Source organism: Enterobacter cloacae complex sp. SHL020, assembly GCF_049236945.1.
In the GTDB taxonomy this organism is placed as follows: Bacteria; Pseudomonadota; Gammaproteobacteria; order Enterobacterales; family Enterobacteriaceae; genus Enterobacter; species Enterobacter dykesii.
In genome coordinates, this window is the sequence record NZ_JBMKJF010000014.1 from 22740 (window position 1) to 46329 (window position 23590).

21 protein-coding genes and 4 tRNA genes are annotated in these 23590 nt (G+C 56.9%); 19 read left to right on the forward strand and 6 right to left on the reverse strand.

Annotation, left to right across the window (positions count from 1 at the left end):
* The first annotated feature begins 4 nt into the window (after positions 1-4).
* The 13 genes from wecB (at position 5) to ACOTZB_RS21775 (ending at position 10765) form a co-directional block, all read left to right on the forward strand.
* Positions 5-1135, forward strand: coding sequence for a non-hydrolyzing UDP-N-acetylglucosamine 2-epimerase (wecB, locus tag ACOTZB_RS21715; protein WP_421628498.1), 1131 nt, complete (start codon positions 5-7; stop codon positions 1133-1135).
* Positions 1132-2394, forward strand: a complete 1263-nt coding sequence (gene wecC, locus ACOTZB_RS21720; protein WP_421628499.1) for a UDP-N-acetyl-D-mannosamine dehydrogenase — start codon at positions 1132-1134, stop codon at positions 2392-2394. The genes wecB and wecC overlap by 4 nt, the downstream gene beginning before the upstream one ends.
* Positions 2391-3068: a dTDP-4-amino-4,6-dideoxy-D-galactose acyltransferase gene (gene rffC / locus ACOTZB_RS21725; RefSeq protein WP_193805309.1), complete on the forward strand. Its 678-nt coding sequence runs from the start codon at positions 2391-2393 to the stop codon at positions 3066-3068. The genes wecC and rffC overlap by 4 nt, the downstream gene beginning before the upstream one ends.
* Positions 3069-3072: 4 nt before the next feature.
* A complete protein-coding gene (gene rffA / locus ACOTZB_RS21730; RefSeq protein WP_047652209.1) occupies positions 3073-4203 on the forward strand; it encodes a dTDP-4-amino-4,6-dideoxygalactose transaminase in 1131 nt (376 codons plus the stop codon).
* Between the two features lies 1 nt (position 4204).
* Positions 4205-5455: a lipid III flippase WzxE gene (gene wzxE / locus ACOTZB_RS21735; protein WP_193805308.1), complete on the forward strand. Its 1251-nt coding sequence runs from the start codon at positions 4205-4207 to the stop codon at positions 5453-5455.
* A complete protein-coding gene (locus tag ACOTZB_RS21740) occupies positions 5452-6531 on the forward strand; it encodes a TDP-N-acetylfucosamine:lipid II N-acetylfucosaminyltransferase (RefSeq protein WP_193805307.1) in 1080 nt (359 codons plus the stop codon). Before wzxE ends, ACOTZB_RS21740 begins: the two co-directional genes overlap by 4 nt.
* On the forward strand, positions 6528-7880 hold the full coding sequence (wzyE, locus tag ACOTZB_RS21745) for an ECA oligosaccharide polymerase (protein WP_193805306.1): 1353 nt from the start codon (positions 6528-6530) through the stop codon (positions 7878-7880). Before ACOTZB_RS21740 ends, wzyE begins: the two co-directional genes overlap by 4 nt.
* A 12-nt stretch (positions 7881-7892) precedes the next feature.
* The gene (wecG, locus tag ACOTZB_RS21750; protein ID WP_421628500.1) at positions 7893-8633 is read left to right on the forward strand and encodes a lipopolysaccharide N-acetylmannosaminouronosyltransferase; all 741 of its coding nucleotides are present in this window, start codon (positions 7893-7895) and stop codon (positions 8631-8633) included.
* Positions 8634-8830: 197 nt separating this feature from the next.
* A complete protein-coding gene (thrP, locus tag ACOTZB_RS21755) occupies positions 8831-10216 on the forward strand; it encodes a bifunctional threonine/serine APC transporter ThrP (RefSeq protein ID WP_047652213.1) in 1386 nt (461 codons plus the stop codon).
* Between the two features lie 102 nt (positions 10217-10318).
* A tRNA-Arg gene (locus ACOTZB_RS21760) sits at positions 10319-10395 on the forward strand.
* 64 nt (positions 10396-10459) lie between these two features.
* Positions 10460-10535: transfer RNA gene (locus tag ACOTZB_RS21765), tRNA-His, on the forward strand.
* 22 nt (positions 10536-10557) lie between these two features.
* A tRNA-Leu gene (locus tag ACOTZB_RS21770) sits at positions 10558-10643 on the forward strand.
* Positions 10644-10688: 45 nt separating this feature from the next.
* Positions 10689-10765, forward strand: a tRNA-Pro gene (locus ACOTZB_RS21775).
* Positions 10766-11272: 507 nt separating this feature from the next.
* On the opposite strand, the gene ACOTZB_RS21780 is transcribed toward ACOTZB_RS21775, so the two are convergent.
* From ACOTZB_RS21780 to hemC, 5 genes are all read right to left on the reverse strand, one after another.
* Positions 11273-12484 carry an MFS transporter gene (locus tag ACOTZB_RS21780; protein ID WP_193805303.1) on the reverse strand — a complete coding sequence of 404 codons (1212 nt, stop codon included), beginning with the start codon at positions 12482-12484 and terminating at the stop codon, positions 11273-11275.
* 172 nt (positions 12485-12656) lie between these two features.
* Positions 12657-13856 (reverse strand): protoheme IX biogenesis protein HemY, encoded by a 1200-nt coding sequence (gene hemY, locus ACOTZB_RS21785; protein ID WP_257833590.1) that lies wholly within the window; start codon positions 13854-13856, stop codon positions 12657-12659.
* Positions 13857-13858: 2 nt separating this feature from the next.
* Positions 13859-15049, reverse strand: coding sequence for a uroporphyrinogen-III C-methyltransferase (gene hemX, locus ACOTZB_RS21790; RefSeq protein ID WP_421628501.1), 1191 nt, complete (start codon positions 15047-15049; stop codon positions 13859-13861).
* A 20-nt stretch (positions 15050-15069) separates the two neighbouring features.
* Positions 15070-15810 (reverse strand): uroporphyrinogen-III synthase, encoded by a 741-nt coding sequence (gene hemD, locus ACOTZB_RS21795; protein ID WP_421628502.1) that lies wholly within the window; start codon positions 15808-15810, stop codon positions 15070-15072.
* Positions 15807-16748: a hydroxymethylbilane synthase gene (gene hemC / locus ACOTZB_RS21800; protein ID WP_047652218.1), complete on the reverse strand. Its 942-nt coding sequence runs from the start codon at positions 16746-16748 to the stop codon at positions 15807-15809. The genes hemD and hemC overlap by 4 nt, the downstream gene beginning before the upstream one ends.
* A gap of 350 nt (positions 16749-17098) precedes the next feature.
* Here hemC and cyaA point away from each other — a divergent pair, with 350 nt between their 5' ends.
* Positions 17099-19642, forward strand: coding sequence for a class I adenylate cyclase (cyaA, locus tag ACOTZB_RS21805; protein ID WP_023309629.1), 2544 nt, complete (start codon positions 17099-17101; stop codon positions 19640-19642).
* Positions 19643-19682: 40 nt separating this feature from the next.
* Here the strand turns inward: cyaA and cyaY are convergent, their stop codons facing one another.
* Positions 19683-20003, reverse strand: a complete 321-nt coding sequence (gene cyaY, locus ACOTZB_RS21810; protein ID WP_402517819.1) for an iron donor protein CyaY — start codon at positions 20001-20003, stop codon at positions 19683-19685.
* Between the two features lie 135 nt (positions 20004-20138).
* Here cyaY and lptM point away from each other — a divergent pair, with 135 nt between their 5' ends.
* From lptM to yigB, 5 genes are read left to right on the forward strand one after another with little or no spacing between them, the layout of a single operon-like run.
* On the forward strand, positions 20139-20342 hold the full coding sequence (lptM, locus tag ACOTZB_RS21815) for an LPS translocon maturation chaperone LptM (protein ID WP_214577588.1): 204 nt from the start codon (positions 20139-20141) through the stop codon (positions 20340-20342).
* Between the two features lie 35 nt (positions 20343-20377).
* Positions 20378-21202, forward strand: coding sequence for a diaminopimelate epimerase (gene dapF / locus ACOTZB_RS21820; RefSeq protein WP_008501545.1), 825 nt, complete (start codon positions 20378-20380; stop codon positions 21200-21202).
* A complete protein-coding gene (locus tag ACOTZB_RS21825; protein ID WP_126331078.1) occupies positions 21199-21906 on the forward strand; it encodes a DUF484 domain-containing protein in 708 nt (235 codons plus the stop codon). Before dapF ends, ACOTZB_RS21825 begins: the two co-directional genes overlap by 4 nt.
* Positions 21903-22805, forward strand: a complete 903-nt coding sequence (gene xerC / locus ACOTZB_RS21830; RefSeq protein ID WP_348559425.1) for a tyrosine recombinase XerC — start codon at positions 21903-21905, stop codon at positions 22803-22805. Before ACOTZB_RS21825 ends, xerC begins: the two co-directional genes overlap by 4 nt.
* Positions 22805-23521, forward strand: a complete 717-nt coding sequence (gene yigB, locus ACOTZB_RS21835) for a 5-amino-6-(5-phospho-D-ribitylamino)uracil phosphatase YigB (protein WP_421628503.1) — start codon at positions 22805-22807, stop codon at positions 23519-23521. The genes xerC and yigB overlap by 1 nt, the downstream gene beginning before the upstream one ends.
* The last annotated feature ends 69 nt before the right edge of the window (positions 23522-23590 follow it).

The following is a 23590-nucleotide window of genomic DNA, read 5'->3' on the forward strand; positions in this document are numbered from 1 at the left end:
CGATGTGAAAGTACTAACCGTATTTGGCACCAGGCCGGAGGCCATTAAGATGGCACCTCTGGTTCATGCGCTGGCCTGCGATCCCGATATTGATGCGAAAGTGTGCGTCACTGCCCAGCACCGTGAGATGCTCGATCAGGTTTTAACGCTCTTCTCCATCGTCCCGGATTATGACCTTAATATTATGAAGCCGGGGCAAGGATTAACGGAGATAACCTGTCGCATTCTGCAAGAGCTAAAGCCGATCCTGGAGTCATTTAAGCCTGACGTGGTGCTGGTACACGGTGACACAACCACAACCGTGGCGACCAGCCTGGCCGCGTTTTATCAACGGATTCCCGTGGGGCATGTTGAGGCGGGTCTGCGTACCGGCAATCTCTATTCGCCGTGGCCGGAGGAGGCCAACCGCACGTTAACGGGCCATCTGGCGATGTACCACTTTGCGCCAACTGAAAACTCGCGTCAGAACCTGCTGCGTGAAAATATCGCCGATAACAAAATCTTTGTGACCGGCAATACGGTCATCGATGCTTTAATTTGGGTACGTGACCGCGTCCTCGCAAACGACGATCTCAAGAAAGAGCTCGCTGCCCGCTATCCGTTTCTCCACAACGGCAAAAAAACTATTCTGGTTACTGGCCACCGTCGCGAAAGCTTTGGCCGGGGTTTTGAGCAAATCTGTCACGCGCTGGCTGAAATCGCCGCGCATAACGACGATGTGCAAATTGTCTATCCAGTACACCTTAACCCTAACGTCAGCGAGCCGGTTAACCGGATCCTGGGCCATGTCGACAATGTCCTTCTGATTGAACCTCAGGACTATATGCCGTTTGTCTGGCTGATGAACCACGCCTGGCTTATCCTCACCGATTCCGGGGGAATTCAGGAAGAAGCGCCATCCCTCGGCAAACCGGTGCTGGTGATGCGTGAAACGACCGAACGTCCGGAAGCCGTTAAAGCCGGTACGGTGCGGCTGGTCGGCACCAACGCGCAGCTCATCGTCGAAGAGGTCACGCGCCTGCTGCATGACGATGAAGCGTATCAGGCGATGAGCCGGGCCCATAATCCTTACGGAGACGGGCAGGCTTGTGGCCGTATTTTGCATGCACTTAAACACAATCGGGTATCGCTATGAGTTTTACTACCATCTCTGTCATTGGTCTTGGCTACATTGGCTTGCCTACTGCGGCCGCGTTTGCCTCTCGTCAGAAACAGGTTGTCGGTGTGGATATCAACGCACGGGCGGTAGAAACCATTAACCGTGGCGAGATTCATATTGTGGAGCCCGATCTTGACCGCGTGGTGAAAGAGGCGGTGGAGGGGGGCTTCCTGCGTGCCAGCACGACGCCAGTTGAAGCGGATGCCTACCTGATTGCCGTCCCCACTCCATTTAAAGGCGACCACGAGCCCGACATGGCGTTCGTCGAGGCGGCGGCAAAATCTATAGCCCCTGTGCTGAAGAAAGGGGCGTTGGTGATTCTGGAATCGACCTCTCCGGTCGGCGCTACCGAGCAGATGGCACGGTGGCTGGCCGACGCGCGTCCTGACTTAAGCTTCCCGCAGCAGGCGGGTGAGCAGGCGGATATCAACATCGCCTACTGTCCGGAGCGCGTGCTGCCGGGCCAGGTGATGGTCGAACTGATTAAAAACGACCGCGTCATTGGCGGTATGACGCCCGTCTGTTCCGAACGTGCCAGCGCGCTGTACAAGATTTTCCTGGAAGGTGAGTGCGTGGTGACCAACTCTCGCACCGCCGAGATGTGCAAGCTGACGGAAAACAGCTTCCGCGACGTCAATATCGCCTTTGCGAACGAACTGTCGCTGATCTGTGCCGATCAGGGGATTAACGTCTGGGAGCTGATTAGCCTGGCGAATCGCCATCCGCGCGTGAACATTCTTCAGCCAGGCCCGGGCGTGGGCGGACACTGTATCGCCGTCGATCCGTGGTTTATCGTGGCGCAAAATCCGGCGCAGGCGCGTCTGATTCGCACCGCGCGTGAAGTGAACGACAGCAAGCCTCACTGGGTGCTCAACCAGGTTAAAGCGACGGTAGCGGATTGCCTGGCAGAGAGCGGCAAGCGCGCCAGCGAGCTGAGAATTGCCTGCTTTGGTCTGGCATTCAAACCCAATATTGACGATCTGCGTGAAAGCCCGGCGATGGAAATTGCCGAGATGATTGCCGAATGGCACAAGGGTGAAACGCTGGTGGTTGAGCCGAATATCCATGAATTGCCGGCAAAACTGGCGGGGCACTGCACGCTAACGGCGCTGGACGACGCGCTGGCGACGGCGGACGTGCTGGTGCTGCTGGTGGATCATAAAGAGTTTAAAGCGACGTCCGGCGATGCCGTTCGTCAGCAGTATATTGTTGATACCAAAGGTGTCTGGCGTTGAATAGCCTGAATGGGGTGCTCGAGTCCCTGCAGTGGGAGAGTGCCTTTTTCGGCCTGCCGTCGGCCATCGTGCGTCTGCGCGATGACGCGTCGGTGCTGGCTGAACCGGATTTTATCGCCTGGCAACGGGTGCAGGCTAAGATCCCGGCGGAGCGCGCCGATCTGCTTGACGCGCTCCAGCAACACGGCTTTCAGCTGGTTGAAGGTGAGGTAGACCTTTCCATTACCCTTACCCGGCACGATGCATCCGGCGCGGAAATTGCAAACGAACTGGACATCCCCGTGCTGCGTCAGATGGCGGCCCAGGCATTTGCACAGAGTCGCTTTCGTGCGCCCTGGTATGCACCTGACGATAGCGGACGTTTCTATGCCCAGTGGATAGAGAATGCGGTCAAAGGCACATTTGACCACGTCTGCCTGGTTTTCCGTGCAGGGGACGGTCAAATCCAGGGGTTCGTCTCGCTGCGTAAGCTCAACGAGCGCGAGGCGCGTATCGGCTTATTAGCCGGGCGCGGCATGGGTGAAAAACTCATGCAGGCGGCGCTGCACTGGGCTCAGCAGCAACAGCTTGTGACGCTGCGGGTCGCGACCCAACTGGGCAACACAGCCGCGCTTAAACGTTATATTGCGAGTGGTGCCAACATCGACGCCACCGCCTACTGGTTATACAGGTGACAAGATGATTCCATTTAACGCACCACCCGTTGTCGGAACTGAACTCGACTATATGCAGTCTGCTATGGGCAGCGGCAAACTCTGTGGTGACGGCGGTTTCACCCGACGCTGTCAGCAGTGGATGGAACAGCGTTTTCGCAGCGCCAAAGTGCTGCTGACCCCGTCCTGTACGGCATCGCTGGAAATGGCGGCACTGTTGCTGGATATCCAGCCCGGTGATGAAGTGATTATGCCGAGCTATACCTTCGTTTCCACGGCGAACGCCTTTGTCCTGCGCGGAGCGAAAATCGTCTTTGTGGATATCCGCCCGGATACCATGAACATTGATGAGACGCTGATTGAAGCGGCGATCACTGACAAAACGCGCGCGATCGTGCCGGTTCACTACGCGGGTGTGGCCTGTGAAATGGACACCATCATGGCCATCGCCAAAAAACATAATCTGTTCGTGGTGGAAGATGCCGCGCAGGGCGTGATGTCCACCTACAAGGGACGCGCGCTGGGCACTATCGGCCACATAGGCTGCTTTAGCTTCCACGAAACCAAAAACTACACGGCGGGCGGAGAAGGTGGCGCGACGCTGATTAACGACCGGGCTCTCGTGGAGCGTGCGGAAGTGATCCGCGAAAAAGGCACCAACCGCAGCCAGTTCTTCCGGGGTCAGGTAGACAAATACACCTGGCGCGATATCGGCTCCAGCTATCTGATGGCGGATCTGCAGGCGGCGTACCTGTGGGCGCAGCTGGAAGCGGCGGAACGTATCAACCTTCAGCGTCTTTCCCTGTGGCAAACGTATTACGATGCGCTTGAGCCGCTGGCCAAAGCCGGGCGTATTGAGCTGCCGACCATCCCAGCGGATTGCGTCCACAACGCGCATATGTTCTACATCAAGCTGCGCGATAACGACGATCGCAGCGCGCTTATCGCCTGGCTGAAAGAGGCCGAAATTATGGCGGTGTTCCACTACATCCCGCTGCACTCCAGCCCGGCCGGCGAAGCGTTTGGCACGTTCGCGGGTGAAGACCGTTACACCACGAAAGAAAGTGAGCGTTTGCTTCGCCTGCCACTGTTTTACAACCTCGCGCCTGTTAACCAGCGTACGGTGATTAATACCCTTCTGAGTTATTTCGGCTGATATGTCTCTGGCAAAAGCATCGGTGTGGACCGCCGCGTCCACGCTTGTAAAAATTGGCGCCGGGCTGCTGGTCGTCAAGCTGCTGGCCGTCTCTTTTGGCCCCTCTGGCGTGGGGCTGGCGGGTAATTTCCGCCAGCTCGTTACCGTCCTTGGGGTGCTGGCCGGTGCCGGTATTTTCAACGGCGTTACCAAATACGTTGCGCAGTATCACGATGATGCGGCTCAGCTGCGCAGGGTGGTGGGCACCTCTTCGGCGATGGTCACGGGTTTTTCGACCCTGATGGCGATTGTCTTTCTGCTGGCAGCGGCGCCCATCAGCCAGGGATTGTTCGGGCACACCCATTATCAGGGACTGGTGCGTCTGGTCGCGTTGGTTCAGATGGGCATTGCCTGGGCAAACCTGCTGCTGGCGCTGATGAAAGGTTTTCGTGATGCCGCCGGAAACGCGCTTGCCTTAATCCTGGGTAGCGTCATCGGCGTGATTGCCTATTACTTCTGCTATCGCCTGGGCGGCTATGAAGGCGCGCTGCTGGGGCTTGCGCTGGTCCCGGCCCTGGTGGTTGTGCCTGCGGCATTGATGCTGATGCGTCGGGGCGTCATCCCTTTGAGCTACCTGAAACCGCAATGGGACACGATGCTTGCCAGCCAGCTGGGCAAATTTACCCTGATGGCGCTCATCACCTCCGTCACGCTGCCGGTAGCCTACGTGATGATGCGAAACCTGCTGGCGGCGCATTATAGCTGGGATGAAGTGGGGATCTGGCAGGGCGTAAGCAGTATTTCCGACGCTTATCTCCAGTTTATTACGGCTTCCTTTAGCGTTTACCTGCTGCCAACCTTATCGCGATTGGCATCCAGACAGGAAATCACGCGTGAGATTTTCCGATCGCTGCGCTTTGTGCTGCCGGCAGTCGCGGCGGCCAGCTTTACCGTCTGGTTACTGCGCGATGTCGCTATCTGGCTGCTGTTCTCGGCGAAGTTCACCGCCATGCGCGATCTCTTTGCCTGGCAGCTGGTGGGTGATGTGCTGAAAGTGGGTGCTTACGTTTTTGGCTATCTGGTGATTGCAAAAGCGTCCCTGCGGCTGTATATCCTGGCGGAAATTAGCCAGTTTGCGTTACTGACAGCATTTTCACACTGGCTGATACCCGCGCACGGTGCGCTGGGTGCGGCTCAGGCCTACATGGCAACCTATATCGTTTATTTCGCTGCCTGTTGCGGCGTATTTTTATTGTGGCGTAAACGCGCATGACTGCACTGATTCACATCCTGGGATCGGATATCCCACACCATAACCAGACCGTTTTGCGGTTCTTCAACGACGAGCTGGCATCGGGTAATCCTGATGCGCGTGAGTTTATGGTTGCAGGTCAGGATAAGGGCCTGAGCGAGGCGTTTCCGGCACTGACGATTCGCTTCTGGCCGGATAAGGCCGCGCTGGCGAAGGCGGTCGTTGCCAGAGCCAAAGCGGATCGTAAGCAACGTTTCTTTTTCCACGGGCAGTTCAATACCGGCCTGTGGCTGGCACTGCTCAGCGGGGGGATTAAACCCTCCCAGTGCAGCTGGCATATCTGGGGAGCCGATCTCTACGAAGTCTCCCGCGGCTGGAAATTCCGTCTTTTCTATCCGCTGCGGCGCATGGCGCAGGGGCGCGTGGGCTGTGTGTTTGCCACCCGCGGCGATCTCAACTATTTTGCTAAACAGCACCCGAACGTGCGCGGAGAACTGCTCTATTTCCCAACCCGCATGGATCCGGCCCTGAACGCCATGGCGAATGACGCGGTGCGTGAAGGCAAGCTGACGATCCTGGTGGGGAATTCCGGCGATCGCAGTAACGAACACGTCGCGGCGCTCAAGGCGGTGCATCAGCAGTTTGGCGACACGGTGAACGTGGTGGTGCCGATGGGCTATCCCGCCAACAACGACGCCTATATTGCTGAGGTTCGCCAGCAGGGACTTGCGCTGTTTAGTGCAGAAAATCTGCACATTCTCAGCAATAAGCTGGAATTTGATGACTATCTTGCGCTGCTGAGAAAATGCGATCTCGGCTATTTCATCTTTGCCCGACAGCAGGGAATTGGCACGCTGTGTCTGCTGATCCAGGCTGGTGTACCGTGCGTGCTCAACCGCGACAACCCGTTCTGGCAGGATATGGCCGAGCAGCATATTCCGGTGCTGTTTACCTCAGACACGCTGAATGTTGAGGTGGTACGGGAAGCCCAACGGCAGCTCACGCTGGTGGACAAAAATAGCATCGATTTTTTCAGCCCGAACTACCTCACGCCGTGGCACCGCGCGCTGCGTATCGCTTCAGGAGACAAAGCATGAGTCAGTTGCAATTCAGCGGCTTACTGGTTGTCTGGCTTCTGAGCGCCCTGTTTATCGCCACGCTTACCTGGTTTGAATTCCGCCGGGTGCGCTTCAACTTTAACGTTTTCTTCTCGTTACTGTTTCTGCTGACATTCTTTTTCGGCTTCCCGCTGACCAGCATTCTGGTCTTCCGTTTTGACGTGAGCGTTGCGCCGCCGGAAATCCTGCTCCAGGCGCTTCTGGCGGCGACCTGCTTCTATGCGGTCTACTACGTCACCTATAAAACGCGTCTGCGTTCAGCGCAGGCTGCTGCCCCGCGTCGGCCGCTTTTTACCATGAATCGGGTTGAGACCCACCTGACGTGGGTGATGCTGATGACCATCGCCCTGGTCAGCGTCGGTATCTTCTTCATGCACAACGGCTTTCTGCTGTTTAAGCTCCACTCCTATAGCCAGATTTTTTCGGCCGAAGTCTCGGGCGTGGCGCTTAAGCGTTTCTTCTACTTCTTCATCCCGGCGATGCTGGTGGTCTTTTTCCTGCGCCAGGACAGCAAAGCGTGGCTGTTTTTCCTGGTCAGTACCGTCGCGTTTGGCATTCTGACCTACATGATTGTGGGCGGCACGCGCGCGAACATTATCATCGCCTTCGCCATCTTCCTGTTTATCGGCATCATCCGCGGCTGGATCTCGCTGTGGATGCTGGTTGCGGCAGGCGTGTTTGGCATTGTTGGGATGTTCTGGCTGGCGCTGAAGCGCTACGGGATGAACGTGGCGGGCGATGAGGCGTTTTACACATTCCTCTACCTGACGCGCGATACCTTCTCGCCGTGGGAAAACCTGGCGTTGCTGCTGCAAAACTACGACAAGATTGATTTCCAGGGGCTGGCGCCGATTGTTCGCGACTTCTACGTCTTTATCCCTTCCTGGCTATGGCCGGACCGGCCTGACGTGGTGCTTAACACGGCAAATTACTTTACCTGGGAAGTGCTGAACAACCATTCCGGTCTGGCAATCTCGCCGACGCTGATTGGTTCCCTGGTGGTGATGGGGGGGGCGTGGTTCATTCTGCCCGGGGCGGTTGCCGTGGGGCTGATTATCAAGTGGTTCGACTGGCTTTACCTGCGCGGCAACGAAGAGACCAACCGCTATAAAGCCGCCATTTTGCACAGTTTCTGCTTTGGTGCCATTTTCAATATGATCGTTCTGGCGCGCGAAGGGCTGGACTCGTTCGTGTCGCGCGTGGTGTTCTTCATGGTCGTTTTCGGCCTCTGCCTGTTGCTCGCCAAACTGTTGTACTGGCTGTTTGACAGCGCAGGGCTCGTGCACAAGCGCGAGCGGCAGGGCAGCACAACGCTGTCGCAAGTCTGAGTAAGGATAGTAATGACTGATAAAATTTCTGCACCGCGCTATGCGCTACGTGGCCTGCAGCTTATTGGCTGGCGCGACATGCAGCACGCGCTGGACTTTCTGTTCGCCGACGGCCAGATGAAATCCGGTACGCTGGTGGCCATCAACGCGGAAAAAATGCTGGCGGTTGAGGATAATGCGGAAGTCAAAAGCCTGATTGAAGCGGCTGAATTCAAATACGCGGACGGGATCAGCGTGGTCCGCTCTATCCGTAAAAAGTATCCTGACGCTAATGTATCCCGCGTGGCGGGGGCCGATCTCTGGGAGCAGCTTATGGCCCGCGCCGGTGTGCAGGGTACGCCCGTGTTCCTGATTGGCGGAAAGCCGGAGATACTGGCCCAGACGGAGGAGAAACTGCGTCGTCAATGGAATGTTAATATTGTCGGCAGCCAGGATGGTTACTTCAAACCGGAAGATCGACAGGCTCTGTTTGAGCGCGTTCGTGACAGCGGGGCGAAAATTGTCACCGTGGCGATGGGCTCCCCGCGTCAGGAGATCCTGATGCGCGACTGCCGTCTGGTCTGTCCTGATGCCCTCTACATGGGCGTCGGCGGCACGTACGACGTCTTTACCGGCCACGTTAAGCGTGCGCCTAAGGTCTGGCAAAATCTGGGGCTGGAGTGGCTGTACCGCCTGCTATCGCAACCGACGCGCATTAAACGACAGATCCGTCTGCTTCGCTACCTCGCCTGGCATTACACCGGCAAAATGTAATCAAAATGTAGCGCGATATGCTATTCGCGCTGCAACTCGCCTGCAAAACTGCTGATAATCTGTGCAATGCATTCATTTTTTTAATGCATCGTTTGCCATTTGGCAGATTTTAGGAAACCATTCGCTCCGTATTTTAGTACCCCTAAAAAACAATACCCGGTATTAAGCCGGGAAACAGCAAACACAATCGAGGATCTATGGCAGAGAAACAACCGGAGCTACAGCGTGGGCTGGAAGCTCGTCATATTGAACTGATAGCGCTGGGCGGCACTATCGGCGTGGGCCTGTTTATGGGCTCCGCAAGCACGCTCAAATGGGCAGGCCCTTCCGTATTACTGGCGTATATTATCGCCGGGCTGTTTGTTTTCTTCATTATGCGTTCCATGGGCGAAATGCTCTTCCTGGAGCCGGTAACCGGCTCTTTCGCCGTTTACGCGCATCGCTATATGAGCCCGTTCTTCGGCTACCTGACGGCCTGGTCATACTGGTTTATGTGGATGGCGGTGGGCATCTCAGAGATCACCGCGATAGGGGTCTACGTCCAGTTCTGGTTCCCGGACATGGTCCAGTGGATACCCGCGCTCATTGCCGTGGGGCTGGTGGCGCTGGCAAACCTGGCAGCCGTGCGCCTTTACGGTGAAATTGAGTTCTGGTTCGCAATGATCAAAGTCACCACGATTATCGTGATGATTGTCGTCGGCCTGGGCGTGATTTTCTTCGGCTTTGGCAACGGTGGGCACGCTATCGGTTTTGGCAACCTGACCGAAAACGGCGGCTTCTTTGCCGGCGGCTGGAAGGGCTTCCTGACGGCGCTGTGTATCGTTGTGGCCTCGTATCAGGGCGTGGAGCTGATCGGTATTACCGCCGGTGAAGCGAAAAACCCGCAGGTCACGCTGCGTAGCGCGGTGGGCAAAGTGCTGTGGCGCATCCTGATTTTCTATGTGGGCGCGATCTTCGTCATCGTGACCATCTTCCCGTGGAACGAAATTGGCACGACGGGTAGCCCGTTTGTATTAACCTTTGCCAAAATTGGTATCACGGCGGCGGCGGGTATCATCAACTTTGTGGTCCTGACGGCAGCGCTGTCAGGCTGTAACAGCGGGATGTACAGCTGCGGGCGTATGCTCTATGCGCTTTCGAAGAATAACCAGCTGCCTGCAGCAATGAGTAAAGTCTCACGTGCCGGCGTACCGGTGGCGGGTGTGGCGGTCTCCATTGTAATCCTGCTGATTGGCTCTTGCCTGAATTACATCATTCCTAACCCGCAGCGCGTGTTCGTTTACGTCTACAGCGCCAGCGTACTGCCGGGCATGGTGCCGTGGTTCGTTATCCTCATCAGCCAGCTACGTTTCCGCCATGCGCATAAAAAAGCGATCGAAAGCCATCCGTTCCGCTCAATTCTGTTCCCCTATGCGAACTATTTGACGATGGCGTTCCTGATTTGCGTATTAATCGGCATGTACTTTAATGAAGATACCCGCATGTCGCTGTTTGTCGGGATGATCTTCCTGGCGGCTGTGACGGCCGCATATAAGCTTTTTGGTCTGGGTCGCCGCGCCACCACGCATAAAGTGGAGGAATAAGCGGCAAAATGTGCAAACCATAACCAAACGCGCATTTTTTTCAAAAAAGCACTAGACAGCGGGGACGGAGGTACGTAATATCCAGCCCCGCAACGGCGCTAAGCGCCCGTAGCTCAGCTGGATAGAGCGCTGCCCTCCGGAGGCAGAGGTCTCAGGTTCGAATCCTGTCGGGCGCACCATTAACCCGGTGCTAGAGCTGCGGTGGTCTGAGAAGTAGTCAGTACCGCGTGAAAGAATACAGTGGTGGCTATAGCTCAGTTGGTAGAGCCCTGGATTGTGATTCCAGTTGTCGTGGGTTCGAATCCCATTAGCCACCCCATTATTTGAAAGAGTTGTGAATTGCGAAGGTGGCGGAATTGGTAGACGCGCTAGCTTCAGGTGTTAGTGTCCTTTGGATGTGGGGGTTCGAGTCCCCCCCCTCGCACCACGACTTTTTAAATGAATTGAACTAAAAATTCAAAAAGCAGTACATCGGCGAGTAGCGCAGCTTGGTAGCGCAACTGGTTTGGGACCAGTGGGTCGGAGGTTCGAATCCTCTCTCGCCGACCAATTTTGAACCCCGCTTCGGCGGGGTTTTTTGTTTTCTGCGGCTTCTCACCCCTGTAGTAATGCCCCGACAGCGCCCTTTTTCTTTGTCGCAATCCAGCGACATACAATGCATTGAAAATTAAACAAATAACTATTTATTGGTTTTGCTGTCTCCTCCTGGCGACATATTGCCGCCTTTTACCGATACGTTGTAGAGCCTAAGACGGCGCATAGCAGCTTAATTTCCTTTTATCTTAAAATGTTGCGTCATGTAAAAGTTCTGGGTGTCATGTTGGCACGTTACGTGCAATAATATGCGTGTAGATGCTCATTCCATCTCTTATGTTCGCCTTAGTGCCTCATAAACTCAGGAATGACGCAGAGCCATTTACGGTGCTTATCGTCCACTGACAGATGTCGCTTCGGCCTCATCAGACACCATGGACACAACGTTGAGTGAAGCACCAAATATGTTGTCTTACAGACCTGTTTTAACGCCTGCTTTTATAGCAGGCGTTTTTTTATGCCTTATTCCCGATAAAGGCGCATGATCAGGGCAACCATCAGCAAGGCCGATGCAGAGACAGCATAGAGCGCCTGTACTGAGCCAAACCCTGAAGCCACCGCCGCTGCAATGCCGGTGAAAAGAGAGGCGCTGAGCGTTTGCCAGCGCCAGGCTTTACCGCTGGCCGAAGCGGTTTGCGTGAGAGGAAAACTGCTGAGCACGCCAAACGTGCCTGCTGCGAAGAGAACATTCGAGGCCAGATGCGCGATAAAGATCATCCCCAGCGCACATACCGTCCACCCGGACAAAAGCGGCAGAATGCCGTAAGCGGCCAGAAAGATGCTCAGGCAAACGATTATTCGCGGCGTGTGGGCCGCAACGCGCGTCAGGCTCTCTTTTTTTAGCAGCAGGGGGCCACAAAGCTGCCCCAGACTCCTCGCGAAAAGCAGAGGCAAAGCAAGGCCCGCCGCATCCTGAGGACGAAGCTGCTGGGCCAGTGCCGGAAGAAGCGCCATCGCCGGTGAGCCGACGGCGGCCAGCGCCGGCAGGATGAGCAGGCTGCGTTTTTGCCGAACGGTCAACGCCTGCCAGCGTAATGTTGCAGAAGCTCCCCTTTCCAAAGCGGTGGGATGTGGTGCTGGAGAAAACCGGCGCCCAGCCAGCCATAGCAGTAACAGTGACCCAAAAAAGCTCGCAGCATCAATAGCCAGCAGGGTAAACACGGATGTCTTCTGAAACAGCACCACGCCCAGGCCGGTCCCTAACAACACCTGAGAAGCAAAAATCACATTTTCCAGACAGGTTGCAGCGGGCAACTCCGCTTCGCTAAGTCCGCGCTTAAAGAGCAATGTCAGCGCGGGCCAGCTCATCCCGCTGAGCAGCGCCTCGGTGGATTGCACGGCGAGCAATGCGGCAACGCTGTGGTAACCCACGCCAAGCAGGGGAAAGAGCAGGGCGAGCAGGCCCAGCCCCTCGGTCAGTATCAGCAGGGATATCGGTGAAAAGCGCGAGCACAGCTTTTCGCCGAAGATACTGCCGATGAACCCTGGGACCGTAGCGAAAAGAAAAGCGAGAGTGAGCAGAGCGGGCGGGGCTGACCACGCTAGCAGCAAACCGAAGACTACAACCTGGGTTAAACCATTCCCCAGTGAAGAAAAGATAAAAGCGCAGGCAAGCAGGCGCAGCCAGCGGTGGCAGCGCAGCGCCTGAATAAGCGCATGCAAAAGCGAGTTCATTGAGATTTCCTTTCAAAAACGATTTAGTCCACGCTGCAAAATGTGCGCGTGTGTGAAAAAAGGTTAATGAAAAGACATCGTTACATTGGCGGGTTCGTTTGCGGATGTGTGTATAAAGAATGTAGCAGGAGAAGGGCGATAAAAAAAGGAGGCCCTCTGGCCCCCTTTTTATTTACTGCTGCGTACCGTTATTTTGCAGCGTTAACAGCAACCCATCACGACGCATGGCGGCTGCCTCTTCCGGTTTATGCTGTTTGTCCAGCGCATCGGCAAGCCACGCGTAGTCAAACGCGTCCGGACGCTGCTTCAGCGCCGCGCGGAAGGCGAGGCTCGCCTCCTGCCATTCGCCGTGCTTCATCAGCGATTGACCGAGCGTGCTCCACAGCAGCGGGCGATCCCCAACGGCTTTAATCTGCTGTCGCAGCACTTTTTCGATTTGCTCAGGATTATTGGTTTTCAGGCGCGGGATCACCATCACCAGACGATCGTCATACTGGCGCTTCAGGCCGTCGAGGAGGATCTCCTGAGCCGTGTCATGATCGTCACATTCAATAAGATGTTCCGCCATGGCGACCTGCAGAGGAACCTGCTGGCGCGTCTTACGGCTCTGATTCTTCCACCACGTTTTCAGACCGTCGCTGCCCAGGTCGGCGCGCGCCTGATCCATCAGGCCAATCCATGCCAGACGCTGAAGTTCATCACGATGTTCATCGTCGCCCACCTCGGCCTTCGCCATCGACGGAATGATGTCCAGCAGCGAGCCCCAGGCGCCGGTACGAATATACGCCTGCTCGGCAAGACGCAGCACTTCCGGATGACGTGGCGCAACTTCCAGCAGGCGATCGATACCGTGACGCGCCGCGTGATTTTCATTGCGCGCCAGCTGCAGGCGAACGCGCGTGATTTCTACAGGAATCGGGTCGCCGTGAGCCAGCTCAGCCGCCCGCTCCAGATGCTGATTGGCGCGGGCTTCGTCACCGCGCTGCTGCGCCGCTTCGGCTGCGAGCAGATAATTCACCACCGGCTGTTCGGCATGGTCGGCGTTTTTCGACATCAGCTTTTCAACCTGCTGATAGTCACCCTCGGCAAGCTTAAGCAGCGCCTGTTCGGTCTGCTTACGGGCGCGGCGGCGCTTGCGGCCAACGAACCAGCCGCGCGTGTGGGCACCGGTGCGGAAAATGCGGCGCAGGATCCACTCGATCGCAAACAGCACCACCACGCCGAGGATCAGAATGATCGTCAGGCCGGTTACGCTGGTTTCAATGTTGTAGTTATCCGTCTGGATCAGGACGTAACCCTGATGACCCGCAAGCATGGGCCCCAGCACGATCCCGGCGATCAGCAGGATGAAGAGTAAGAGAACTTTTAGCATCATTACTCTCCTTGTGGTGCGCTTTCAGGCGCCGGAGCCGGAGCCGCTACGCCCGACGGCTCTGCCGGCACGCCCGGCTGCGCCAGCAGGTTACGCACGCGCGTCTGCATCAGCTTCTCCAGAATCGGCTGGCTGGCCAGCTTATCCGGAACGTTCATGGTGATGTTCTGCTGGCTCAGCTTATCAATGTCTTCGAGGAAGGCGGTGGTCGTCGCATCATCGGTGTTGTAGTAGGCGCGTACCCACGTTGAGACGTTATCCAGCGCCTGTTTGTAGGTCTCTTCCTGATGACGCGGCACGGCCTGAGCCGCCACCAGCAGGCGGGAACGAATGTTCTCGCGCAGATAGATATCCTGGTTCGGCGCCAGCAGCGGCACGGCGGTTTCGTCGCGACGGCGGATAGTGATGAAGCTGTCCATAAAGTTCTGCCAGCTTTTCTGCAGGTTTATGCGCCATTCGCTCAGGGAGCTGGAAAGCTCGGTACCGTCGGAATCCATCGGTGAGTCGTCGTCGTTGTTATCCGCCAGCTGCAGGTTATCAATCTGATTCGACAGCTGGTTCACCTTGAGGATAATGCCGTCGTAATCCACCTGCGAGACGGCGGAGAGACTGGCGATGTCTTCGGTGATCGCGCGACGCGCGGTGATAAGGCTCGGGTCGTTCATGTCTGCCAGGCTCGCATCGGCGCTTTTCAGCAGCGCGGCGGCAGTGGTGACGTCCTGATCGCTCCAGAGCTTACGTCCGGCGAGCTTCACCAGGAAGTCAGCCTGCGAGAGCAGCCAGGTTTTGGCATCGGTGCCGGAAATCGTGGCGACTTTCTGCTGCACTTCGCCCAGCTGTTTAGTCAGCTCTTCCTGTTTGCTGTTCGCCTCGGCAAGCGCGGCGGCCTGCTGCTTAATCACCGTTTCCAGCTCGGTTTTCTGCGTCTCCTGCGCTTTTTGCAGGGCAGTGAGCTGATTCACCAGCGCATCGCTGGTGGACGTCTGGCTAGCGCCCTGTTGCTTCACCAGACCGTACAGGCCAACCCCTGCTGCCAGCGCAATGGCGATGGCAATCGCGCTCAGCGCGAGGCTCGTTTTGTTGCTGCCGTTTTTCTTCTCAGCGGTTTTCTCTGTCGTCTCTGGCTGTGGCGTCGTTTCCACAGTCTCCCTGGTCTCTTCAACCACGGCGGAGGATTTGTCGTGTTCCGTCATTATGGCTTCCCATTTGAGAGTTATTGTAATGCGCGCAGCAGCGCATCGTTGTCGGCGTTATCAGCGATCCGAATATCCTGCCAGCCCAGTTCCCGGGCCTGGTTCGCCAGACGCTCACTGACGACCAGAAGCCGACAGCGGAGTAACCAGTTTTCGCGATACCAGAGCGGTATCAGCGACCAAAGCTGTTGTAACATTTCACCGCTGGTGACCACCAGCGTATTAATGTCGCGCGCGTGCCAGCGCATCGCCTCTTCCGCGCCATCGTAGTGTTTTGCACAGCGCTGATAGCACTCAATGAACGTCACGTCTGCACCACGTTCACGCAGCGTTTCGCCCAGCAGCTCGCGACCACCATTACCGCGTAAAATGAGCGCACGCTTTCCGGCAATGTTTTGTAATTCAGGTAATTGTAGCAAGACTTCGCTGATTTCCCGATCTAACGGGTAACGAACGTCCGCGCTGCTTACGGTATGCAGCGCCAGTGCCGTTGTGCGGCCAATCGCGAAATAGCGGGGGGCGGCTGGCCAGGCTAAACCCTGCTGTTGCAGCTGTGCGTGGGCAAATTCCACCGCATGTTGCGACAGCGCAAACAGCAGGTCGCCTTCCTGAAGGGTATTCATCTGGTCGGCGAGCGCGGAGAGCTCCCGACCGGGGGAGAATTCAATGAGCGGAAAACTCCAGGCCACCTGCCCCAGTGTGCGCAGACGGCTCACTAACTGCTCTCCTGCGGGAGAAGGGCGGGTGACAAGAATACTCATGCAGGGGGCTCTCCATTATAAACGTCAGCCAGAATCTCGCGGGCGCCGTTATCCAGCAGTTCTTCCGCCAGCGACACGCCAAGCTGCTCGGCATCTTGCGCTTTACCGCGACGTTCGCCGCGTACCATCTGCGAACCGTCAGGGGCGCCCACCAGCGCACGCAGCCACAGTTCGCCATCTGTTAATTCAGCATAGCTGCCAATCGGTACCTGGCATCCTCCTTCGAGGCGGGTATTCATCGCTCGCTCGGCTTTTACGCGGATAGCGGTCTCGTCATGGTTCAGCGGTGCGAGCAGTTCGCGGGTACGCGCATCGTCCAGACGGCACTCGATGCCGACGGCGCCCTGGCCCACGGCCGGCAGCGACAGTTCCGGCGGCAATGCCACGCGAATGCGCGACTCCAGCCCCAGACGCTTAAGGCCGGCAACGGCGAGGATAATGGCATCGTAATCGCCGTTATCCAGTTTGCCCAGACGCGTGCCGACGTTACCGCGCAGCGAGCGAATGATCAGGTCAGGACGGCGCTCTGCCAGCTGACACTGACGGCGTAAACTGGACGTGCCAACTACGCTACCCTCCGGCAGCGCGTCGAGCGAGTCATAGCGGTTGGAGACAAACGCATCGCGCGGATCTTCGCGCTCGCAGATTGTCACCAACCCCAGCCCTTCCGGGAACTCGACGGGCACGTCTTTCATTGAATGTACGGCGATATCGGCGCGGTTCTCAAGCAATGCCAGTTCCAGTTCTTTGACAAACAGGCCTTTGCCGCCCACTTTCGCCAAGGGCGTGTCGAGGATCACGTCACCGCGCGTGACCATCGGCACCAGCTCGACGCGCAATCCGCTGTGGCAGGCTTCAAGGCGCTGCTTCACATAATGTGCCTGCCAGAGCGCGAGGGGGCTTTGGCGTGTGGCAATTCTCAAAACATTGTCTAACATGCTTGTTACCGTCATTATCAATCGCTAACCATCCTAACATTGTTGACTCTGGGATGGCAGTTTTACGGTTGATGAAGCGTGAGAGGGACAAGGCGGCGTATTCGTCAGCCATAGCCGTATTCAGGAATTTACACGTACAGAACGGTGCTACACTTGTATGTAGCGCATCTTTCTTTACGGTCAACCGGCAAGGTGTTAAATTGATCACGTTTTAGACCATTTTTTCGTCGGTACCACCAAAAATGATAAGGGCGAAAAAGGGTAACGGTTATCTTTTTGAAATACTGCGGGTCCGCTGTTATTCGTGTTTTGAATAGCTTGCGACACCCGGAAACATCAGGCGATACGTCTTGTACCTCTATATTGAGACTCTGAAACAGAGACTGGATGCCATTAATCAACTGCGTGTGGATCGCGCGCTTGCTGCCATGGGCCCTGCTTTCCAGCAGGTATACAGTCTGCTGCCGACATTATTGCACTATCACCATCCGCTAATGCCTGGCTACCTTGACGGTAACGTTCCCCAGGGCATTTGCCTTTTCACGCCTGATGAAACCCAACAGCATTACCTCAACGAACTGGAACTCTACCGCGGCATGCCGCCACAGGAGTCTCCAAAAGGTGAACTGCCGATTACCGGCGTTTACTCTATGGGGAGCACCTCATCGGTAGGGCAAAGCTGTTCTTCGGACCTGGACATCTGGGTCTGCCATCAGTCCTGGCTCGATAACGACGAGCGTCAGCTGCTGCAGCGCAAGTGCAGCCTGCTGGAGAGCTGGGCGGCCTCGCTCGGTGTGGAAGTAAGCTTCTTCCTGATTGATGAAAACCGTTTCCGCCATAATGAAAGCGGCAGTCTGGGTGGTGAGGACTGCGGCTCGACTCAGCACATCTTACTGCTGGATGAATTTTACCGTACTGCTGTGCGTCTGGCCGGGAAGCGTATTCTGTGGAATATGGTCCCTTGCGAAGAAGAAGAGCATTACGATGACTACGTCATGTCGCTTTACGCGCAGGGTGTACTGACGCCAAACGAATGGCTGGACCTCGGCGGTCTCAGCTCTCTGTCTGCGGAAGAGTACTTCGGCGCAAGCCTCTGGCAGCTCTATAAGAGTATCGACTCGCCGTACAAAGCGGTGCTGAAAACGCTGCTGCTGGAAGCCTATTCCTGGGAATACCCCACGCCGCGCCTGCTGGCGAAAGATATCAAGCAGCGTCTGCACGACGGGGAGATCGTCTCCTTCGGGCTCGACGCCTACTGCATGATGCTGGAGCGCGTGACCGAATACCTGAAAGCCATTGATGACACCACGCGTCTTGACCTGGTGCGTCGATGTTTCTATCTCAAAGTCTGTGAGAAATTGAGCCGCGAGCGCGCCTGCGTGGGCTGGCGTCGTGAAGTGGTCAGTCAGTTAGTGAAAGAGTGGGGATGGGACGAAGCGCGTCTGTCCATGCTCGACAACCGGGCCAACTGGAAAATCGATCAGGTGCGTGAAGCGCACAACGAACTGCTCGATGCGATGATGCAAAGCTACCGTAACCTGATCCGCTTTGCGCGCCGTAACAACCTCAGCGTTTCCGCCAGCCCTCAGGATATCGGGGTATTAACCCGTAAGCTGTACGCCGCGTTTGAAGCGCTGCCGGGTAAAGTCACCCTGGTTAACCCGCAGATTTCGCCAGACCTGTCAGAACCGAATCTGACCTTTATCTACGTGCCGCCGGGCCGCGCAAACCGCACCGGGTGGTATCTGTATAACCGTGCGCCAAGCATGGACTCAATCATCAGCCATCAGCCGCTGGAGTATAACCGCTACCTGAACAAGCTGGTGGCCTGGGCCTGGTTTAACGGCCTGCTGACCTCGCGCACGCGCCTGTTTATCAAAGGCAACGAGGTGGTCGATCTCGCTAAGCTGCAGGAGATGGTTGCGGATGTGTCGCACCACTTCCCGCTGCGTCTGCCTGCCCCAACGCCAAAAGCGCTCTACAGCCCGTGCGAAATTCGCCATCTGGCAATTATCGTCAACCTGGAATACGACCCGACGGCGGCCTTCCGCAATCAGGTGGTTCACTTTGACTTCCGCAAGCTGGACGTCTTTAGCTTTGGCGAGCAGCAAAACTGCCTGGTAGGCAGTGTGGATCTGCTGTACCGCAACTCGTGGAACGAAGTGCGTACCCTGCATTTCAACGGTGAGCAGGCAATGATCGAAGCGCTGAAAACGATTCTCGGCAAGATGCACCAGGATGCCGCACCGCCGGATAGCGTTGAGGTGTTCTGCTACAGCCAGCACCTGCGCGGTTTAATTCGTACCCGCGTGCAGCAGCTGGTCTCTGAGTGTATCGAACTGCGTCTCTCCAGTACTCGCCAGGAAACCGGGCGCTTTAAAGCGCTGCGCGTCTCCGGTCAGACCTGGGGCCTGTTCTTCGAGCGCCTGAACGTGTCGGTACAGAAGCTGGAAAACGCCATCGAGTTCTACGGCGCGATTTCACACAACAAGCTGCATGGCCTGTCGGTGCAGGTGGAAACCAACCACGTTAAGCTCCCGCAGGTGGTGGACGGATTCGCCAGCGAAGGGATTATTCAGTTCTTCTTTGAAGAGTCGGGCGACGATGCCGGGTTCAACATCTACATTCTGGATGAAACCAACCGCGCCGAGGTGTATCACCACTGTGAAGGCAGTAAAGAGGAGCTGGTGCGCGACGTAAGCCGCTTCTACTCCTCTTCGCATGACCGTTTCACCTACGGCTCAAGCTTTATCAACTTTAACCTGCCGCAGTTCTACCAGATTGTGAACGTCGACGGTCGTACGCAGGTGATCCCGTTCCGCACCCAGGCCGTAACGCCTGCCGCGCCTGCCAATCAGGACACCGCGCCGCTGTTGCAGCAATACTTCTCCTGAGGCTTTTCGCCGGGTAGCGCAGCGCCACCCGGCAACAAAACTACCTGAAACTCACTTCCTCACCGGCCTGCGCGGTCGCCGCTTGTTCCAGCAGATCCCAGAACGGTACGCCGCTGCGGTCGCAAACCCATTCCCCGTCTTTCAGATCGAAATGATAGCCGCCCTGTTTCGCGGCCAGCCACACCTGGTGAAGCGGCTCCTGGCGGTTAATAATAATTTTGCTGCCATTTTCGAAGCTCAGGGTCAGAATGCCGCCGTTGATTTCACAATCGATATCGCTGTCGCCGTCCCAGTCGTCAAGACGCTCTTCGATGGTCATCCACAGGTTGTCGGCAAGGCGATGGAATTCACTGTCGTTCATGGTTTTGTTCCTGTTTTTCGTGATGCCGGCAGTATAACCCTAAATAATTCCCGTTGCAGGAAAGCGGCAAACTCTTGCTTTTGTGTCTTCTCCTGCGATGATAGAAACAGATTTGAACTTACGGGCAACTTTATAATGAAAAACGCTTTCCGAACGCTTGCCGTTCTCATCACGCTGTTTAGCCTGACTGGCTGCGGACTGAAGGGACCACTGTACTTCCCGCCTGCGGATAAAACCGCACCGCCGCCGACGAAACCGGTTAACAGCGGCATTGAGTCTACCACGCCAACTACTAACGATCGTGGCGACAACGGTGGCCCGACTCAGGTTAATCTCTGACGACAACGTTCTGTACCCGCGCAATGGAGCAAATGATGCAGTTCTCTAAAATGCATGGCCTTGGCAACGATTTTATGGTCGTCGACGCGGTAACGCAGAATGTGTTTTTCTCCCCGGAACTGATCCGTCGCCTGGCGGATCGGCATCTGGGCGTGGGGTTCGATCAGCTGCTGGTGGTCGAGCCACCGTACGATCCCGACCTCGATTTTCACTACCGTATTTTTAACGCGGACGGCAGCGAAGTTAACCAGTGCGGCAACGGCGCGCGCTGTTTTGCCCGCTTTGTCCGCCTGAAAGGGCTGACCAACAAGCGTGATATTCGCGTCAGCACGGCCAATGGCCGCATGGTGCTCAGCGTCACCGATGATGAGCTGGTGCGCGTGAACATGGGCGAGCCTAACTTCGAGCCCTCCGTCGTGCCGTTTCGCGCAAACAAAGCGGAAAAGACCTATATTATGCGTGCAGCCGAGCAGACAGTATTGTGCGGCGTCGTCTCAATGGGTAACCCACACTGCGTGATTCAGGTTGATGATGTGGAAACCGCCGCGGTCGAAACGCTCGGCCCGGTGCTGGAAAGCCACGAACGTTTCCCGGAGCGTGCGAACATCGGCTTTATGCAGGTGGTGAAGCGCGAGCACATTCGCCTGCGGGTTTACGAGCGCGGCGCGGGCGAGACTCAGGCCTGCGGAAGCGGCGCCTGTGCAGCGGTGGCCGTGGGCATCTCTCAGGGGTTACTGGCAGAAGAGGTTCGCGTGGAATTACCGGGCGGTCGGCTTGATATCGCCTGGAAAGGACCGGGTCATCCACTGTATATGACTGGCCCGGCGGCACATGTCTATGACGGGTTTATCCATCTATGAAACAACCAGGGGAAGAACTGCAGGAAACAGTGACGGAACTGGACGACAGAGCTGTTGTTGATTATCTGCTGCGCAATCCTGAGTTTTTTATTCGCAATGCACGCGTCGTCGAAGAGATGCGCGTGCCGCATCCGGTTCGCGGGACCGTGTCGCTGGTCGAATGGCACATGGCGCGCTCGCGCAACCACATCAATCAGCTAGAAGAGAACATGACGCTGCTGATGGAGCAGGCCAGCACCAACGAAAGCCTGTTCTATCGTCTGCTGCATCTGCAGGCGCGTCTGGCGTCGGCGCACAGCCTTGACGAGTTCCTCAGCCGCTTCCACCGCTGGGCCCGGGAGCTGGGGCTGGCGGGCGCAACGATTCGTCTGTTCCCTGACCGCTGGCGCATCGGCGCGCCGTCGGGGTTCACCCATCTGGCGCTGAGCCGTCAGGCGTTTGAACCGCTGCGCATTCAGCGTCTGGGCCACGAGCACCACTATCTGGGGCCGCTTAACGGACCTGAGCTACTGGTGGTGTTACCTGAGGCCAAAGCGATTGGCTCGGTGGCGATGTCGCTGATGGGGCGCGATGGCGATCTGGGCGTCATATTATTTACCAGCCGCGACGCGCATCACTATGAGCAGGGGCAGGCCACGCACCTGCTGCAGGAGATTGCCCTGATGCTGCCCGAGCTGCTGGAGCGCTGGATTGAGCGCGTATGACGGACGGACTGCTCGCCACTGACGTCTCGCGCTTTCTGCGCTATCTGGGCATGGAGCGTCAGCTTAGCCCCATTACCCTGCTCAACTACCAGCGTCAGCTTGATGCCATCATGCAGATCGCCGACGAAATCGGCCTGAAAAGCTGGCAACAATGTGACGCTGCGACGGTACGCGGGTTCGTCGTGCGTAGCCGTAAAAAAAATCTCAGCCCGGCAAGCCTGGCGCTCAGGCTCTCGGCGCTGCGCAGTTTCTTCGACTGGCTGGTCAGCCAGGGGGGCTTAAAAGCCAACCCGGCAAAGGGGATCGCCACGCCGAAAGCGCCGCGCCATCTGCCTAAAAATATCGACGTTGACGACGTAAACCGCCTGCTGGATATCGACCTTAACGATCCGCTCGCCGTGCGCGACCGCGCGATGCTGGAGGTGATGTACGGTGCCGGGCTGCGTCTGTCAGAGCTGGTTAATCTTGATATCAAACACCTCGATCTGGAGTCCGGTGAAGTGTGGGTAATGGGCAAGGGCAGCAAAGAGCGCCGCCTGCCGATTGGCCGCAATGCAGTTTCCTGGATTGAGCACTGGCTTGACCTGCGCGGGCTGTTTGGCAGCGAAGAGGATGCGCTCTTCCTGTCGAAGCTCGGCAAGCGGATCTCGGCGCGTAACGTGCAGAAGCGCTTTGCGGAGTGGGGCATTAAGCAGGGGCTGAACAGCCACGTGCATCCGCACAAGCTGCGCCACTCCTTTGCGACACACATGCTTGAGTCGAGCGGCGATCTGCGCGGCGTGCAGGAACTGCTTGGCCACGCGAACCTGTCGACTACACAAATCTATACCCACTTAGACTTTCAGCACCTTGCCTCGGTGTATGACGCGGCGCATCCACGCGCCAAACGGGGGAAATAATGCGTTTTTACCGCCCACTTGGTCAGATCTCAGCCCTGACGTTTGACCTTGATGACACCCTTTACGACAACCGCGAGGTGATCCTGCGTACCGAGCAGGAGTCTCTGGCGTTTGTGCAGAACTACCATCCCGCGCTGAAGGCGATACAGAACAAAGACTTTCAGAAGCTGCGTCAGTCCCTGCGGGAAACCGAGCCGGACATTTACCACGACGTGACCGAATGGCGTCGTCGCGCGGTTGAGCAGGCGATGCTCAATGCCGGCCTGAGCGCGCAGGACGCGGCCATCGGGGCGGAAGCGGCCATGGAAAACTTTGCCAAATGGCGCAGCCGTATCGACGTGCCGCAGGAAACCCACGACACGCTGGCGAAGCTTGCCGAAAAGTGGCCGCTGGTGGCTATCACTAACGGCAATGCTCAGCCGGAGCTGTTTGGCCTCAGCGATTATTTTGAGTTCGTGCTGCGTGCGGGTCCTCACGGGCGCGCGAAGCCGTTCAGTGACATGTACCATCTGGCGGCAGATAAGCTTAAGCTGCCGCTGGGTAACATTCTGCACGTGGGGGATGACCTGACCACGGATGTGGCCGGTGCTATCCGCTGCGGGATGCAGGCCTGCTGGATCAAGCCGGAAAACGCTGACCTGATGATCGCCTCCGATAGCCGTCTTCTGCCGCACGTGGAAATTTCACGGTTGGCATCCCTCACGACGCTGATATAATCATCAATTGTTCTGTATAAATTAACAGGGTTTTGGCGAGTGGAAACATTCGCCTGCCCGACATGACGT